Annotated in this window: 11 protein-coding genes; 9 read left to right on the top strand and 2 right to left on the bottom strand. The window is 47.8% G+C overall.

All coding sequences use genetic code 11. The features are described 5' to 3' along the window. Nucleotides 1-203: 203 nt before the first annotated feature. Together AB4Z33_RS18605 and AB4Z33_RS18600 are read right to left on the bottom strand one after the other, a co-directional pair. The gene (locus AB4Z33_RS18605; RefSeq protein WP_442051343.1) at nt 204-464 is read right to left on the bottom strand and encodes a translation initiation factor 2; all 261 of its coding nucleotides are present in this window, start codon (nt 462-464) and stop codon (nt 204-206) included. A gap of 992 nt (nt 465-1,456) precedes the next feature. Further along, nucleotides 1,457-2,314 carry a helix-turn-helix domain-containing protein gene (locus AB4Z33_RS18600; protein WP_442051342.1) on the bottom strand — a complete coding sequence of 286 codons (858 nt, stop codon included), beginning with the start codon at nt 2,312-2,314 and terminating at the stop codon, nt 1,457-1,459. Between the two features lie 150 nt (nt 2,315-2,464). Here AB4Z33_RS18600 and AB4Z33_RS18595 point away from each other — a divergent pair, with 150 nt between their 5' ends. The 9 genes from AB4Z33_RS18595 (at nt 2,465) to ppc (ending at nt 16,952) form a co-directional block, all read left to right on the top strand. Beyond that, the gene (locus AB4Z33_RS18595; protein ID WP_442051341.1) at nt 2,465-4,684 is read left to right on the top strand and encodes a GH92 family glycosyl hydrolase; all 2,220 of its coding nucleotides are present in this window, start codon (nt 2,465-2,467) and stop codon (nt 4,682-4,684) included. 182 nt (nt 4,685-4,866) lie between these two features. Beyond that, nucleotides 4,867-6,606: an extracellular solute-binding protein gene (locus AB4Z33_RS18590; RefSeq protein WP_442051340.1), complete on the top strand. Its 1,740-nt coding sequence runs from the start codon at nt 4,867-4,869 to the stop codon at nt 6,604-6,606. 96 nt (nt 6,607-6,702) lie between these two features. Next, entirely contained in the window at nt 6,703-7,602 is a 900-nt protein-coding gene (locus AB4Z33_RS18585; protein WP_442051339.1) for an ABC transporter permease, read from the top strand. A gap of 14 nt (nt 7,603-7,616) precedes the next feature. Beyond that, a complete protein-coding gene (locus AB4Z33_RS18580; RefSeq protein WP_442051338.1) occupies nt 7,617-8,495 on the top strand; it encodes a carbohydrate ABC transporter permease in 879 nt (292 codons plus the stop codon). 55 nt (nt 8,496-8,550) lie between these two features. Continuing rightward, a complete protein-coding gene (locus AB4Z33_RS18575) occupies nt 8,551-10,272 on the top strand; it encodes a sensor histidine kinase (RefSeq protein ID WP_442051346.1) in 1,722 nt (573 codons plus the stop codon). 7 nt (nt 10,273-10,279) lie between these two features. Beyond that, a complete protein-coding gene (locus AB4Z33_RS18570; protein ID WP_442051337.1) occupies nt 10,280-11,917 on the top strand; it encodes a response regulator transcription factor in 1,638 nt (545 codons plus the stop codon). Nucleotides 11,918-11,947: 30 nt separating this feature from the next. Continuing rightward, nucleotides 11,948-13,057 carry a glycoside hydrolase family 88 protein gene (locus AB4Z33_RS18565; RefSeq protein ID WP_442051336.1) on the top strand — a complete coding sequence of 370 codons (1,110 nt, stop codon included), beginning with the start codon at nt 11,948-11,950 and terminating at the stop codon, nt 13,055-13,057. 37 nt (nt 13,058-13,094) lie between these two features. Then, nucleotides 13,095-13,808 (top strand): GDSL-type esterase/lipase family protein, encoded by a 714-nt coding sequence (locus AB4Z33_RS18560; RefSeq protein ID WP_442051335.1) that lies wholly within the window; start codon nt 13,095-13,097, stop codon nt 13,806-13,808. Between the two features lie 339 nt (nt 13,809-14,147). Beyond that, complete coding sequence (gene ppc / locus AB4Z33_RS18555) at nt 14,148-16,952, top strand: phosphoenolpyruvate carboxylase (RefSeq protein WP_442051334.1); 2,805 nt, start codon at nt 14,148-14,150, stop codon at nt 16,950-16,952. Nucleotides 16,953-16,995 lie beyond the last annotated feature (43 nt).

Here is a 16,995-nt window from a genome sequence, read left to right as displayed (position 1 = left end):
AAGTTGAGTATTCCCATCACCCGCTCCATAACGAAACGACAAGAACCTGAAGAGGTTCTTTTTTTGTGTTATGGAGCTTTGGATGGGAGAGAATTCCCGCACGCTATAAGCGTGGGTTCGACCGACGATAAGGCTAAGCGAAGCACACATACAAATGAACGATACTTTCTGCGCGCGGTGTTCATATGGTTATATAAATTTTTTTATTTTATTGATTTACGAAGTTGTATCAGTTCATTGATGTAATGATCCAAATTCCTTTGAGCGTTTATTAATTGATTAGGATCATTGGGATAGCTTCGTGATGTTTGTTCATAATTATTCTCTAATACTTCTAGAGCAAGGCCAGCAGCAAGTGCAGCTATTCCATCGCCGATTGTTGCAATGGATGCCCCGATAAAGGCTATCCTAGCAATTTGAATTTCCCTTATTTGCGCCAGTTTCTCGCTATTATTCTGATCCATTGAACGCCAACACCTCTTTTACTAGAAATATATAAACAATATATGCTTTGCGATAAGAGGGCATTCATGTTGGGGAATTCAGAAATATTAAATACGCGCGTACACATGTGAATTGGATATTGAGGAACTTGGGAAGGTTGAAGATGATCTGGTGTGCCCTTCAAGTAGTGTAAAAAGGGACCCGGTTATGGTGGAAGATGAAGAGGGATGAATATCGAGGATCATTATAATAGCAATTTGAAAATAGTCCAGCATCCAAAGACAGTAAGACCGAGAGCGACCAATTGGAAAACAGGCTTTAATTTGAATATTAGCATGAAGGAACTCCTTTCTTTAGATGATTGATTCTAGTTTATCAAAACCGTAATTAAGGGTGCAAATTAAGGTTTAATACTAAGGTGACAACTGAGAGGATACTGAATTACTTCTTCTTGTTTTTGAAAAAACCAAATAGTACTAAGAAAATAATGACAACGATGAAGAAACCCAATGATATCACCCCTTGTTGGAATTATAGCATGATCTGCGCGATTGTTGTTTGAATAAGCAAATACAAGAGTAATAATTTTCCTTGGTGTAGACGGCTATAAGCTGGTTGATAACAACGAAGATGTTCGCCAGCAGCTTGCCGCAGTTGTGGTGGATGCCGAACGACAAGAACCTGAAGAGGTATTTTTTTGTGGTATGGAGGGTAGATAAGAAAAGAATTCTCTCACGGTTTAAGACTTAACGTTAAACGAAGCAAGCCGTCAAGGTTTGATTCAAGGCGTTCTCTTCAGTAAGATTAATTTTCCATCCTATTCTAGTCAAATGAATCGAAGTACTCGCCTTAAGCGAGATTTTTCATCCTAAAACTACAACGATGAAGCAAACTGAACATCTTACTGGGTTACCCCGACGGTATAAGATGTATTCCCCATCCAAACGCTACTTCATTTCCTTGAATGCTTGCTATAAGCGAGATTTCCTATCCTAATCACAATTCTCACCATCTAATAAAGCTTCCGATAAGCCGTAGGCGACATATGAAGCCGCTCCTGGAATACGCGACAAAAGGTGGAGTAGGAAGTGAATCCGACCTCGAAGCAGATTGAAGTTACTGATTCATTACTCGAGGCCAACAGGCTGCAGGCATGCGAGATTCTGATCTTCTCCAGGAAGTTATGAAAGTGATCTCCGCTATACTGCTTAAAAGAAGCGCTTATGTGAGGCACGCTTAAATAGAAGCGCTCCGCCAAAGTGACGAGCTTAATATCCTCGCGATAGTTTTGATAAACGTARAGTATGATATCCGCTATTTTCCCCTTTTTGTGGATAGGTGTTCGTGGAGCCTCAAGCTCTTTAACGCGGAAGCAATGGCGATCCAACAAAATCAAAGCTTCGATCAATTTCGTTTTGAACATTAATTGATTCCAGGAGTGAGCGCTCCGCATTTCCTCGTGCATGGCGGCGAAGATGGGGAGCAGCGCGGCCGAGAGCTTGTCTTCTAACGGATAGGAGGGATCCCCTTGCGTACCTCCTTGAAGAAGCAACGCGTTCAAAGCGGCGGCGGAATCATCAGAGCCGAACAAGGCTTGCAGTCCGATGGCGCCGATATATAGATGAAGCTCTTCACCTGGGTCAATCCTAATTTGATGAACCTGATGCGGCAACAAAAGCGTGAAGGTGCCAGCTTGAATAGGACGCTCGGTTCCATTGACGATCTCGATACCCTTACCGTAAAAGACATACGTATATTCTATGAAATTGTGGGTGTGCGGGGGGACACCGGCAGTCAGCTTGTGAATTTTGAAGGTAAAGGGAAAGCTTCCGTGAAGCTCCTGATCGCCGGGCAGATTGAAGGGAATCATCGAATCACTCGCTTTAAATGTGGGTTATCTCGCTATGATAGCCGAAATTCTTAAAAATTGAGAGAAAGATTATAATTATGATAAGAAGCAAGGCGGCATTCCAACTACAATGAAGAGCAAAAGATCGAGTTGGAAAGGTTGCTGCAATTGATGAAGAGTATATTACAATATGTCAATCCCTTGCAAGGAACGGCTTCTACGTTTACGTTTTCCAATGGAAATACGCTTCCGTTAGTTGCGCTTCCGTTCGGGATGGCAGCATGGAGCGCGCAAACCGATGAAGCGGGGAAGGGCTGGTTCTTTCACCCTTCGCACCGTCGCTTTGAAGGGCTGCGTTTGACCCATCAACCAAGCCCATGGATTGAAGATTACGGACACCTGACCCTATTGCCGCAAACGGGCGCTCTTGCTTTATCCTCCGCAAAGCGTTCGTCCTCATTTCGAAGCGAAGAGATGGAGGTTAAGCCGGACTATTTCAGGATTCGCCTGCAACGTTACCGGGCCGTGATGGAACTGAGTCCGACCGAACGATGCGCAGTCATGCGCATGACTTTTGACGAGCGGGAAGAGGCAAGAGTGATTGTGTCTCCGTTCGCCGGAGAATCATCCATGACCATAGACCCTGAACGCAGAAGGTTGACGGGTTACACCCGCGCGAATTCAGGCGGAGTTCCCGACAATTATGCGATGTACTTCGTGATCGAAATCGATTGCGAATTCGATGTGCCTGCTTGCGGCATATTCGATAAGGAATTTCAGGAATCGTTCCGATTGCATGAGGAAGGTGATCGTACAGGCGCGTTCATCGGGTTGAGGTTGCCTGAATCAGGCGTGGCCGTGTTAAGAATGGGTACTTCCTTTATCAGCATCGAGCAAGCACAAACGAATCTTAATCAAGAAGTAGGTTTTAGGTCATTCGAACAAATAAGAACGGAAGCCGCAGCAAGCTGGGAAGAAACATTAGGTCGAATACAGGTCGAGGATCGTAACGAGGACAAGCTGAGAACCTTCTATACCTGCTTGTACCGGACTTGTTTGTTTCCTAGGATGTGGCATGAATATACGGAGGATGGACGCAAAATTCATTACAGCCCTTATAATGGCCAGGTTGTTGACGGAGCCATGTATTGCGATAACGGGTTTTGGGATACGTACCGCACCTCGTACCCATTATTCAGTATTTTGTTTCCTGCTCGCTTGGGCGAGATTTTGGAAGGTTATGTTAATGCGTACAAGGAAGGGGGATGGATGCCCAAGTGGTCTTCCCCCGGAGAACGCAGCGCCATGCCTGGAACGTTAATCGATGCCGTTTTTGCTGACGCATTTGTCAAAGGCATTGAAGGCTACGAGGTGAACACGGCGTACGAAGGTTTATTCAAGCATGTGCTTGAAGCTGCGGAGGACCCGCGTTTCGGCAGGAAAGGCTCGGATGCCTACAACCGATACGGGTATTTGCCGGCAGACCAGTTTCATGAGAGCGTCAGCAATACGTTAGACTATGTCTATGGAGACTTCTGCGTTGCGCAGATTGCGAAAGGACTCGGGAGGCTGGATGATTTCCGCTCGTTAATGAATCGAGCTGGCAACTACATGCATTTGCTAGACTCTTCGGTAGGGTTTATGAGGGGGAAACAAGCAGACGGCATCTGGGTTGAAGGCTTCGATCCGATAGAGTGGGGCGGCGCGTATTGCGAAGGAAGCGCTTGGCAGTGCAGTTGGGCCGTTCAACACGATGTGATGGGATTGGCAAATGGCTTAGGAGGCCGGGAAGCTTTCTTGGCCAAGATGATCGAACTTATGACTGCGGATCCCAAGTTTAAGGTTGGCAGCTATGGTTTCGAGATTCATGAAATGTCGGAGATGGCTTCTATTCCGTTCGGACAATTCGCGATTAGCAATCAACCTAGCTTCCATATCCCCTATCTCTTCGCGGCGGTCGGAGCTCCGTCTCATACGCAGTATTGGGTTAGAAAAACGGCGGAGGAGCTGTTCAGCTCATCGCCTGAAGGCTTGCCGGGCGATGAGGATAACGGAAGCCTGTGCGCTTGGTATATTTTCGCAAGCATGGGGATGTATCCGCTATGTCCCGGCGTTCCCGAATATGTGATCGGCAGCCCGATGTTTGAGCGAATGTCCATTCAATTGGAGAACGGCAATCGAATTGTCGTAGAAGCGGGATCGCAGACGGAAGGCAAACCTTACGTCCAGAGCGTTCATTTAAACAATGAGCGGCATCGGCAACTGTATTTCACGCATGATCAACTTATGAACGGTGCGCTCATCCGCTTTGAGCTAACCGATACTGCTAGTCACACTTATGTTGACGATCAAGATTTGCCATTCTCCATGTCTATTCAGCGCATGGATTAAAAGATCTATTTACGAGCAGCGAACGAAGAGCCGTCAGAGATTCTGACGGCTCTTTGCATACGTTCATATGTTTCTGCGAACGTACTAATGAAAGTTCATGATCTTGATATACGATCATTTCAATGATCAGGAGATCATGGAATAATTGAGTATGCAAGGACCATAAACGAGGGGGATTACAAATGAAAGGCTATCGGAAATCATTTGCAGTCATTATGAGTATCATCCTGTGTATAAGCATGTTCACCGCATGTTCGAACGGGAGCAACAAGCCATCCCAGTCTTCGGACGAAAGCAGCACTCAGCCGTCCGAGAGCGCAAGCCCGAGCTCAAACGAAGAAAGTCCTTCCGCTCATCCGGAACCGCAGCCGAATGATCGCACTAAATTCGATCCGCCGGTTACGATTACAGCAGCTCTTGCCTTAAAGCCTTCTGATAAGCTGCGGAATGGCGATACTCCGGAGGATAATCCGGTCTCTCGTTGGTTTAAGGATAACCTGGGAATCGTCACGAAATACAAATGGGTCGTAACAGATTCGTTGGAAACCAAAGTGCGGCTCGCGATGACAAGCGGAGAGGAATTGCCCGACGTTCTGTATACTTCGGGAACCTTGTTCGAGGATTTGGTCGATTCCGGCAAAATTCAATCTATCGATGAGGCTTTCGAGAAGTACGCTACCGCGAGAGTTAAAGATTCCTACGTCAAAAATCCTGAAATATGGAACCTGGTCAAACGAGACGGCAAGATTTATGGCTTGTCGGGTATTTCCAACGGAATCGTCGGCGCGACGGTCATGTGGATCAGGCAGGATTGGTTGGATAAGTTGAACTTGAAAGCTCCGACCACGATAGAAGAATTCGAAGCCGTGCTGGATGCGTTCACGAATCAAGATCCGGACGGTAATAACAAAAATGATACGTACGGGTTGGCAATAGGAGGAAACACGGGATATTACCATCCGACAAGCAACTATATGGCGGATACTTCATTTATCTTCGGACAGGATCAGCCTTACTTATGGATTAAGGGCGAAGACGGCAGCATGCAATACGGTTCTACTCTTCCAGGCGTTAAAGACGGGCTTGCGAAGCTGCAGGATTGGTATAAGAAACAATATCTAAGTCCTGATTTCGGAACGCAGGATGCAGCTAAAGCGATGGCGGAGTTCACTTCGGGAAAAGCGGGAATCGCCTTTGCTCCCGGATGGTCCGGCGGTTGGCCAATTGGGACCGCGGTTGCGGAGGCGGAAGGCAAAAATCAAACGGTTAATATTAAACCGTATCCGCTTCCTGCAGGCGTGAACGGCGAGGTCGGGCGTCAAGCGTCCTTGTTATCCTACGGCATTTACGTGTTCCGCGAAGGCTTCGACAATATGGAGGCCATATTCAAATATTGGGATACGCTGTACGGCTGCGCGATTGAAGATTCCGAATGTCCGTTCGACAAAGGATACGGCGAAGGATACGACTATGTGATGAAGGATGGCAAGCCGGATTGGACGAATGTTCCGGACGGCGTTGTCAGTCTGAACGCTTATCTGCTGCTGTCTCCTTCATCGGGAACGGCTCCAATGAACGTAATGGAAGGCCCGAGCATTTATCAGCGCGTCGCAGCGGGGCAAACGAACAATGTTTTTGAGCAGAAATTAGCTGCGAGCAACGGGAAACTGACGATTGAAGGTTTTGCGGTCGCCAACGAACAACTGCCGAGCGACGTGCCGAATGGATTCAGCGGCGCGAATACGGCGACCATGAAAGAAAAGTGGGATCAACTATCGACCTTGGAAGAACAGGCTTTCCTGCAAATCATTTACGGCAAACAGCCGCCCGAATATTTCGATACTTTCGTTAAGCAATGGAGTGACCAAGGCGGCGCTCAAATCACCAAAGAAGTGAATGAAACGGTTAAGAGCATGAAGTAAACCTCAATAATGAAGAAGGAAATGCGGAGTGCAGTACCATCCATCTCGCTCCGCATTTGCTGCTTCGATATCTCGCATCGATAGGAGCATACTGGGATGACACTGAAACAGTATATATATAAAACATGGCCGTTGCATTTGTTTTTGTTGCCGTCCGTCCTGTTGTTGATCGTATACAACTATATTCCGATGGCGGGGTTCCTGATCGGTTTCCAGGATTTTAAGCCTTGGCTAGGCATCTTTCATTCACCATTCGTCGGGCTGAAGCATTTCGAGTTTATGTTTAACGATCCCAAGGCGATTCAGGTCATTTGGAATACGTTATTCATTGCCGTGTTTAAGATTGTGGTCGGGTCAGTCGTGCCCTTTGTATTTTCTTTGCTCTTGAACGAAGTACGGGTCATGTTATTCAAGAGAGCGATTCAATCGCTTATCTATTTGCCGCATTTTCTGAATTGGGTTATTCTCGGAGGCATATTGACGGATTTATTAGCGACCAAYGGCTTGATCAATCAGATGTTGGAGGCATTAGGCCTTAACCGCATTTTCTTCCTGGGGAGCGGGGAATGGTTCCGTTTTACATTGGTCACAAGCGACGTGTGGAAGGAATTCGGCTTTGGAACGATCATTTATATGGCCGCCATGACGGGAATCAATCCAAGCCTATATGAAGCCGCCGACATCGATGGCGCCAACAATTTCAAGAAGGCCATCCATGTTACGATTCCGTCGGTGATCCCGATCGCGATCGTCATTACGACTTTGTCCTTAGGCAATGTCCTGAACGCAGGATTCGACCAAGTCTATAATATGTACAATCCGCTAGTCTATGAAAAAGGCGATATTATCGATACTTACGTCTATCGCGTAGGGCTGCTGCAAGGCTCGTTCAGTCTGGCTACGGCGGTTGGATTTTTCAAATCGGTTATCGGGTTTATATTAATCGCCACTACGTATCGATTAGCTTCCAAATACGCGAATTACAGGATATTCTGAGAGGATATAACGCGATGCACAAACTTACATTCTCTAACCGGCTGTTTCGATATTCGAATCATATCTTTCTATCGGCGGTTGCCTTGTTGTGCATCCTTCCGATGGTCCATGTTCTGGCTGTATCGTTGAGCAACAACTATGCAACGACTTCATTCCTGGTCAAGCTCTGGCCCATTGGTTTTAATCTGGACGCGTATGGGAAGGCGTTAAACAGCAACAATTTTCTGGTTGCTTTCCGGGTAAGCGCTCTAAGAACGGTACTTGGAACGGCTTTCTCGATGCTGTTGACGATGCTGGCTGCCTACTCCATGTCCAAGGATAATCGTAAATTCCAAGGGAGAACGGTATACGCTTGGTTCTTCGTATTCACGATGCTCTTTCACGGAGGACTCATTCCGACTTACTTGGTCGTACAGAAGACTGGGTTGACCAATTCGCTCTTGGCATTGATTCTGCCCGTGGCCGTCAATGTATTTAATGTGGTCCTCATGATGAACTTCTTCAGGGGAATTCCTAAGGAGCTCGAAGAGGCGGCGGCGATTGACGGTGCCGGACATTTCCGCACCTTATTCACGATATTTATCCCGATTTCCTTGCCCTCCATTGCGACACTGTCTTTATTCACGATGGTGTACCATTGGAACTCCTGGTTCGACGGGATGATTTATATGAACGAAGCGAACAAGATTCCGCWTGCGACTTTCCTTCAGGCTTTAATAACCGGATTCGATTATACGCAGATTGGACTCAACCCGGCCGATCTGGAGAATCTGTCCGAGCGCTCCTTGAAAGCGGCGCTGATCTTCGTCGGTACGTTGCCGATCTTGGTCGTCTATCCTTTTTTGCAAAAATATTTTGTCAAAGGAATGACGTTAGGTTCGGTCAAAGAATAAGCGATCCTTATGCTAGAATAGTAGGAAATGGTATAAGGAGGAGAAGGCCTTGAACGTGATCACGAAGGTGATTCTTCTGATTGTCTTAATTCTAACGCCGATTATCGGATTGTACGCATATACGAACAAGCAAAGCGTCGATGTCATCGAGGAACAGATCAACACAAGAAACGAGGAAAAACTATCGTATTTTCTGACTCAGCTGGAAAGCTTGTTGGATCAGAATATGATGTATGCCGCACTCGCGACCAAAGATCCCGAGATTCGAAACGTAGGCTTCGGCAATTTGCCCGAGTCCGGTTATGACCGTCAAAACGTCATTCAATCGATTCAAGACAAGCTGGCTTTATTCAGCATTACGAATCAAKTGATGAATATGATATCGATCTATTTTCCGAGAAGCGATCTTTCGATATCGACCGTATCTTCTGCCCTATCCGATCCAAAGGAGTTTATCGATCACTATACGCCTACCTGGAAGTTGAATAAAGTGGATGTCAACGGGGTGCAAATGGATGCCTTTTCTAGGTACTTCGTTACTCCCTCTCAAGTGGATTCTATGAACCTTATGAGCTCCGAGATGATTATTCGCGTCGATTTTCTGACCAAGAATATATCGAATCTTCTGGATGGATTTACGTTAAACGGGAATAGCGATGCCTTCTTCTACCATGGCTCGGATCAGGTCGTGTACAGCAGCAAAGCGAACATAGGGCTGATCAGGCAAGTGATGAAGGATTATCCGCTGGATCAATTCACGGCTAATTCCAAATATCGCACTATTGTCAAGATCGACGGCAAAAAATATCTGCTCTATACGCTCGCGTCAAGCAAGATGGATTGGAGCATGGTGGATATCGAGCCGTTGGACGAAATTCTTCAACCGGTCGTTCATAGCCGGAATTTGTTTTATGTGATGTTAGTGCTGCTATTCCTGTTCGGTATCGTGTCAGCCTTCTTGCTCTACTCGCACATTCAAGTACCGATTCGGATATTGATTCGCGGCGTCGAGCAACTGAAAAATAAAAATTTCGCCTATCAAATCAAAAGCCGCCGTAAAAACGAGTTCCAATCGTTGTTTGATTCGTTTAACGGCATGGCGGTAGAAATCGATCAATTGCTGAAGCGGGTATATACGGAGGAAGTCCGTTCCAGAGAAGCGATCATGAAGCAGCTGCAATCGCAGATCAATCCGCATTTTCTGTACAATTGTCTTGCTTATATCGTGAACATGGCGAAAATGAACAAAAATCAATTGGTCATCGCGATGGCTCACAATTTAGGAGACTATTACAAATACACAACGCGAAATGAATCGCTTGTCTCTACGATTCGGATGGAAATGGATTTAGCGGTTAGCTACATGGATATTATGAATTCCCAGTTGGAGAAGCTCCATTACACCATTGCGATTCCGGAAAGCATGTTGGAGCTCAAGATCCCGAGACTTCTCATTCAACCGATGATCGAGAATGCGATCGTGCACGGCTTGGAGGAGCGGGAGGAAGAGGGACTTATTACGATCACGGGAATCGTAGAAGCGAATAACTGCAAGCTTGTCATCGAGGATAACGGTTCGGGCTTGTCCTCGGATGCCATGCATATGCTGAGGGTGACGACCGGACAAGAAGTCAATATCTCCAAACGAACGGGCTTGTGGAACGTGAATCATCGTCTGAAATATTATTTCGGCGATCATTCCGGCGTCCATATCGATCACTCGACACTTGGCGGATTGCGAATTGAGCTGTATTGGGAAATAGTCGACAAGGAGTGAGCGGCAGATGTTTTCATTATTAATCGTTGACGACCATAAACATCAGGTGGATTCTCTGGCTACGACTATGCCGTGGGATCAGTTCGATATCTCTGCGATTCATAAAGCGTACAATGGCCAAAGCGCGTTAGAGATCATTCGAGACCATCCTATCGATATTCTTATTACGGATATTCGCATGCCGGGAATGTCTGGCCTAGAACTTATTCAATACGTCAACGATCATCAGATGAAAATAGACTGCATTCTGCTCACGGGATATGCTGAATTCGAATATGCCAAAAAAGCGATCGAATTAAATGCCATCGATTACTTCATTAAGCCGGTCCGAGATGACGTGCTTCTGGCAGCGGTTGGTAAAATCGTAGATAAACGCAACAATGAGCGTCAGCGGTATCAAATTCTCGAATATTCGACTTCCGTCGTGCATCGGAATTTACCGTTATTGCGAGAAAATCTGTTGCTTGAACTGTTGCAAGAGAAAAGCTTTTCCAAAAGTCAATTAGCGGATAAGCTCGGCATGTACCGAATTCCATTTGCCTCAGGCGATCAGGTCAAAATGGCGGCGATTAAATTCGAGCCTTATTTCTACGAAGCTTATGGATTGGAAGATATGAAGCTTTTTGAGTTTGCCGTCCTGAATATGGCGGAGGAGCTATTCTCGGCGCAATTTCATATTTGGTCCTGCAAGGCTCCGCAAGGCAATCTGGCTTTGCTGCTTCTGCCCAAATCCGAGGAAGAGAATCTCTCCCGAGATTGGAATTCCGCGCAGGAAAACCTGCTGGTTTCTTTGGCCAATAGGCTCACTGAAAATGTCGATCATTATTTGCGGGGAAATATCGCCATTTGTATTTCGAATCTAACGCAATTCCCAGACGATGTTTATTCTACTTATTCTTCTATCGCTTCTATATTGATGAGGTCGAATCAGCAGGGAATGATCGTGTCGGCTACTCGGGAGAGCACAGATCGGGAAATGAAAATGAAGCCAATGCACTCTCTTTATCAATCTCCCACGTTGATTCAACTTATGGATATCGGGAATGGAGACAAGCTGAACGCTAAGCTATCGGACATTTTTGGTGAGCTGGAGAGTTCGCATAAGGATTCACAGGCGCATTTGCGCGAGGCGTACTTGCATTTGTTAAGCAGCTTCACGTATCTTGCGCATAAGAAGGGCAAAGTGCTGGAGGATATCGTCGGAACAGCCTCTAGCCGCGCCGAACATAACGTTATTCACTCTGCTAAGCTCTTAAAAACCTGGAGCCATATTATTCTGGAAGCCTTGCTCGAGAATGAGATCTTGCAACCTATGCATATCGGCGAGAATCATCAGCAGCTCGTACACAAAATCCATTCCTATATCGAGCAGAATCTTGGGAAAAACGTAACGCTGCAATCCATCGGAGATTCCGTTTATTTGAACGGCATTTACTTATCGCAAATTTACAAGGAAATCACGGGAGAGAACTTAAGCGAATATATATTGCGTGCGCGCATGGAGAAAGCAAAGGCTTTATTGGAGAAATCGGGCTCTAAGATTTATGAAATTACAGAAATGATCGGTTATCAGAGTCCGCAGCACTTCATTAGAACCTTTAAGAAGTACTACGGGGTGACGCCTGAAATTTATCGGAAAAGATGATTCGTTGCGGAAAGATTAGGGAGGGTCCAGATGATTGCGAGGGCGAATTGGGTAGATGAAGCTTGCAGGAAAACGATCGATAAAATAGAGCGGACGAGCTTGTCCATTGGGGCATCATTTCCGAACGGCTCCGCACAAGGCCGTTACGAGAAGAGTCCCGCTTATGATTGGGTATCCGGATTCTGGCCGGGATTGCTGTGGTTAGCCTATGAGGAAACGAGTAATGATCGTCTGAAGGAGCTGGCCGTTGAATGCGAGCGGCAGATCAGCCGGACGCTTTGGGAATTCGAGCAGTTGCATCATGATGTCGGCTTTATGTTCGGCTTAAGCAGCGTGAATCAATATAAGCACCTGCAAGATGAGGAAGCGAAGCGGCACGCACTAATGGCTGCAAGCTTGCTCGCCGGAAGATTTAATCCGGTAGGGGGGTTCATTCGCGCATGGCCGAATTGGGGCGGGGAGGATCACAGCGGCTGGGCCATTATCGATTGTATGATGAATTTGCCGCTTCTTTACTGGGCCTCCCGGGAAATAGACGATCCAAGATATCGACATATCGCCGAGCTTCATGCGGATACCGTGCTTCGAGAATTTGTGCTGGATGACGGCTCCGTACACCATATCGTAAGCTTCGACCCGGAAACCGGCAAGCGGATCGGGGCATTAGCTGGACAAGGCCATGCCGCGGATTCGGCTTGGGCAAGAGGGGCAGCGTGGGCATTGTATGGATTTACGCTAAGTTATTCATACACGGGGAAGGAGAAGTACTTGAAGGCTGCCGAGAGCGTCGCGCGATTTTTTCTCGATCATCTGCCTGAAGACAAAGTGCCTTATTGGGATTTCCGACTGCCAACCTTCGGCAAGGACATGCCTCGGGATTCCTCGGCTGCAGCGATTGCCGCTTCAGGGCTGCTGGATTTAGCAGCTGCGGTGCAGGGAGAGGAAGCTAAGGAGTATCAGCAGCAGGCTGAAGCGATCCTTAATTCCCTCTACAACCATTACGGCGCTTGGGAAGCGGAGGAGGAAGCTTTGCTGCTGCATGCTACGGGTTATTATGCGGCGGATGTGTATGTGGACGCACCGCTTATTTACGGGGATTATTATTTTGTGGAAGCCTTGCTGAAGCTCAAGAAGTTGTAATATTCAAAATATAATTCAGATGGAGAGGGACTTATAAATGACTAATACGAAACGAATCGATATCGTGAAACCCGGCTTCTTCGCCACAGCAGCTGCAGCGGATGGCCGAAGAGGCGAATTCGATATTGGCAACGAAATAATAATCGCGCATAACGTGCCCGTTGACTTTGTGTTTATCGGAGATTCGATTACCCATATGTGGGAGTTGAATGCCTACTTCGGCCGGGGCGGTCAATTTGTCGTCAATCGTGGAATCGGCGGCGATATCAGCAGCCACGTATTAAGAAGATTCGATGCGGACGTCATTCAACTGAAGCCGAAGCACGTCGTCATTAAGATCGGCGTGAACAACTTCTGGGGACTGGATGGCTGGACGGTCCACGATCGGAAAACGGCGGAGCAAATTATTCCGGGATTAGTCGATGATATTCGCGAAATGGTGCGAAAGGCGAATGCGAACGGCATTACGCCGATCGTATGCTCCTTGCTTCCAACGAACTTGCCGCAATCGGGAAATAACGATATAAGGAATGCGAGCATCATTAAAGTGAATGATATGCTGCAATTAGTAGCCGACGAGGAAGCAGCTGTCTACGTAGACTACCACTCGCTTATGACGCAAGAAGATGGCGCCCGGCTGCGTGAAGAGCTTGCCGATGACGGACTTCACCCGCATTTGCTAGGCTACGACATCATGGCGAAGTCGTTGATTGAAACCTTGGAACGGAAAGGTATTCTCGTCGCAGGTTAATAAGAGCGAATACAATACCGGGAAGCCTTGCTGAGCAGGGCTTCTTTTATTTTGATGGGTAGATTGGGACAGTTATCCAGAACTCTGGTCATGGTATCGCTATCATGCTGTTAAACACCGAACATTACCAGCATACAGGCAAGAACCGATTGTGTTAGGGGCTTCAACCCTGTTCCGTTTTGTAGTATGATAGGAGAAGTTTAAATTCGAGTCAAAAAGGGTATTCATTTGCGTGCGCAAAACGAACATTATGCATATGAGGTTGGTTTTGTATTCGCAAAACAAGTTTACGCTTACGAAGAGAGTTTTGCATTCGCAAAACTTAAGGAGGAACACAGTATGTCGGATCAATCAGCATCTACATTGACGGGCAATCGGCCGCAATCGAACAATCTGCTGCGCCGAGATGTCCGTTTTCTAGGCAATATACTTGGCGAAGTACTTGTGCACCAAGGCGGACGAGAGCTGCTTGAGATCGTGGAGCAAATCCGCGAGACGAGCAAAGCGCTCCGCGCGGAATTCGTACCGGAGTTATTCGAACAATTCAAAGGAACGATCTCGTCCTTGAGTCCGGAAATTCGGCATCAAGTTATTCGTGCGTTCGCGATTTACTTCCAGCTTGTCAACATTGCCGAGCAAAATCATCGTATTAGACGGAAACGCGACTACGAGGTATCGGCGGGCGAGACGGTTCAACGCGGTTCGATCGAAAGCGCGGTTTCAGAGTTGAAGGAACGCGGTATCGCGATCGAAGACGTGCAAGAAATTTTGGGCGGCATTTCGCTGGAGCTCGTTATGACGGCGCATCCGACGGAAGCAACACGCCGTGCGGTGCTGGATATCCATAAACGTATCGCCAATGACGTTATGGAGCTGGACAACCCTACGCTTACGTACCGCGAGCGCGGAAAGCTGCATGAGAAGCTAACGAACGAAGTGCTTATTTTATGGCAAACGGACGAGCTGCGCGATCGCAAACCTACGGTTATCGATGAAGTGCGCAACGGTCTGTACTATTTTGACGAAACCTTATTCGAGGTATTGCCAAGCGTCTACGAAGAGCTTGAGCGTTGCCTCGGCAAATATTATCCGGACGAGAAGTGGCATGTGCCTGACTACCTGCGCTTCGGTTCCTGGATCGGCGGCGACCGTGACGGTAATCCGTCCGTAACCGCGAAGGTAACATGGGAGACGTTGACGCTTCATCGCCAGCTTGCCATCCGCAAGTACGAAGAGAAGCTGAACGGCTTGATGGATATTCTAAGCTTCAGCACGAATCTTGTTCAAGTGTCCGATGAGCTGGTTGAATCGATCAGACTGGACCGCGAGCATGTTGAGCTGAAATGCGTAGATCTGTGGAGAAATACGAAGGAGCCTTACCGCATTAAGCTTGGCTTTATGCTGGAGAAGCTTGCGAATACGCGCGACGAGTCGCTGAAGGGCTCGGCGATGCGCTATAATCATCCGAATGAGCTGCTCGAGGACTTGCTTGTCATTGACCGCAGCCTTCGTCAACACTTCGCCGATTATGTGGCTGATACGAATGTGGCTACGCTTATTCGCCAAGTGGAGCTGTTCGGCTTCCATCTGATGGCGCTTGACGTGCGTCAGCACAGCCAAGAGCATGAGAACGCAATGAGCGAGATTTTGGCGAAAATGAACGTGGTCTCCGATTACGCTTCGCTCCCTGAGGAAGAGAAGTCGGACCTGCTGCATCGTTTGCTGAACGATCCGCGTCCGCTGACGTCCAGCCATCTGGACTACTCGGCTTCGACGCGCGAGTGCTTAGACGTGTACCATACGATCTACCGCGCACAACAGGAATTCGGCGTGAACTGTATTTCCAGCTACCTGATCAGTATGACAGAAGCAGCAAGCGACATGCTTGAGGTTATGGTATTCGCGAAGGAAGTTGGCTTGTTCCGTCAAGAATCGGACGGTACGGTTCGTTGCACATTGCAATCCGTTCCGTTGTTCGAGACGATTGACGACCTTCACGCAGCTCCTGGCATTATGAAGCAGCTGTTCGAGATGCCGATCTACCGCCAAGCGGTAGAAGCGCGCGGCAACCTGCATGAGATTATGCTTGGTTACTCTGACAGTAACAAAGACGGCGGTGTTGTTACAGCGAACTGGGAGCTTCGCGTTGCGCTGAACGACATTACGGCTGCCGGCAAAGAATACGATGTGAAGCTGAAGTTCTTCCATGGACGCGGCGGCGCACTCGGTCGCGGCGGCATGCCGCTGAACCGCAGCATTCTTGCACAGCCTCCGCACACGGTTGGCGGCGGCATCAAGATTACCGAGCAAGGCGAGGTTCTGTCCTCGCGTTACTCGATGCAAGGCATTGCTTACCGCAGCTTGGAGCAAGCAACGTGGGCGCTTATTACAGCGGCGCGTCTTGCGAAATATCCAGAGCAGGGGCTGCAAACGGAACCGGAGTGGGATGATATCGCCCGCTCGATCTCCGAGACGGCACTTACGAAGTATCAAGATCTGATCTTCCGCGATCCGGACTTCTTAACTTACTTCAAGGAATCAACGCCGCTGCCTGAGGTTGGCGAGCTGAACATCGGTTCCCGTCCGTCGAAACGGAAGAACAGCGATCGCTTTGAGGACTTGCGTGCGATTCCATGGGTATTCGCATGGACGCAAAGCCGCTACTTGCTGCCGGCATGGTATGCAGCGGGTACTGCGCTGAAGCAATACACAGGCGACGACAAAGAGAAGCTGAAGACACTCGGCACGATGTACGAGAAGTTCCCGTTCTTCCGTACGCTGATCGACAATTTGCAGATGGCGCTTGCCAAAGCAGATCTTGTCATCGCGAAGGAATACGCGGATATGATCTCCGACCAAACGATTCGCGACCGTATCTTCGCCCAAATCGAGCAAGAATACAAGCTGACTTCCGAGCTGATTCTCGCCATTACGGGGCAAACGGAAATTTTGGATAACGTACCTGTCATCCAAGAATCGATCCGTCTGCGCAACCCGTACGTCGATCCGCTCAGCTACATGCAAGTACAATTGCTGACGGAGCTTCGCGCATTGCGCGCTGACGATCAAGACGATCCGGAGCTGCTCCGCGAGGTGCTCCTTACAATCAACGGAATTGCAGCAGGCCTTCGCAATACGGGCTAATGCACCACTTAAGAAGAGGCGGTACAGGATATTACATCCTGTA

It is taken from the genome of Paenibacillus sp. 2TAB19, assembly GCF_052115185.1.
GTDB lineage: Bacteria > Bacillota > Bacilli > Paenibacillales > Paenibacillaceae > Pristimantibacillus.
This window is presented reverse-complemented; position numbering and strand designations above follow the sequence as displayed.

What these genes read in the sequence shown, in the direction of transcription:
- AB4Z33_RS18565 (WP_442051336.1), top strand. Translation starts at nt 11,948, where the DNA reads ATGATTGCGAGGGCGAATTGGGTAGATGAAGCTTGCAGGAAAACGATC.
- AB4Z33_RS18605 (WP_442051343.1), bottom strand. Translation starts at nt 464, where the DNA reads ATGGATCAGAATAATAGCGAGAAACTGGCGCAAATAAGGGAAATTCAA.
- ppc (WP_442051334.1), top strand. Translation starts at nt 14,148, where the DNA reads ATGTCGGATCAATCAGCATCTACATTGACGGGCAATCGGCCGCAATCG.
- AB4Z33_RS18570 (WP_442051337.1), top strand. Translation starts at nt 10,280, where the DNA reads ATGTTTTCATTATTAATCGTTGACGACCATAAACATCAGGTGGATTCT.
- AB4Z33_RS18595 (WP_442051341.1), top strand. Translation starts at nt 2,465, where the DNA reads ATGAAGAGTATATTACAATATGTCAATCCCTTGCAAGGAACGGCTTCT.
- AB4Z33_RS18560 (WP_442051335.1), top strand. Translation starts at nt 13,095, where the DNA reads ATGACTAATACGAAACGAATCGATATCGTGAAACCCGGCTTCTTCGCC.
- AB4Z33_RS18590 (WP_442051340.1), top strand. Translation starts at nt 4,867, where the DNA reads ATGAAAGGCTATCGGAAATCATTTGCAGTCATTATGAGTATCATCCTG.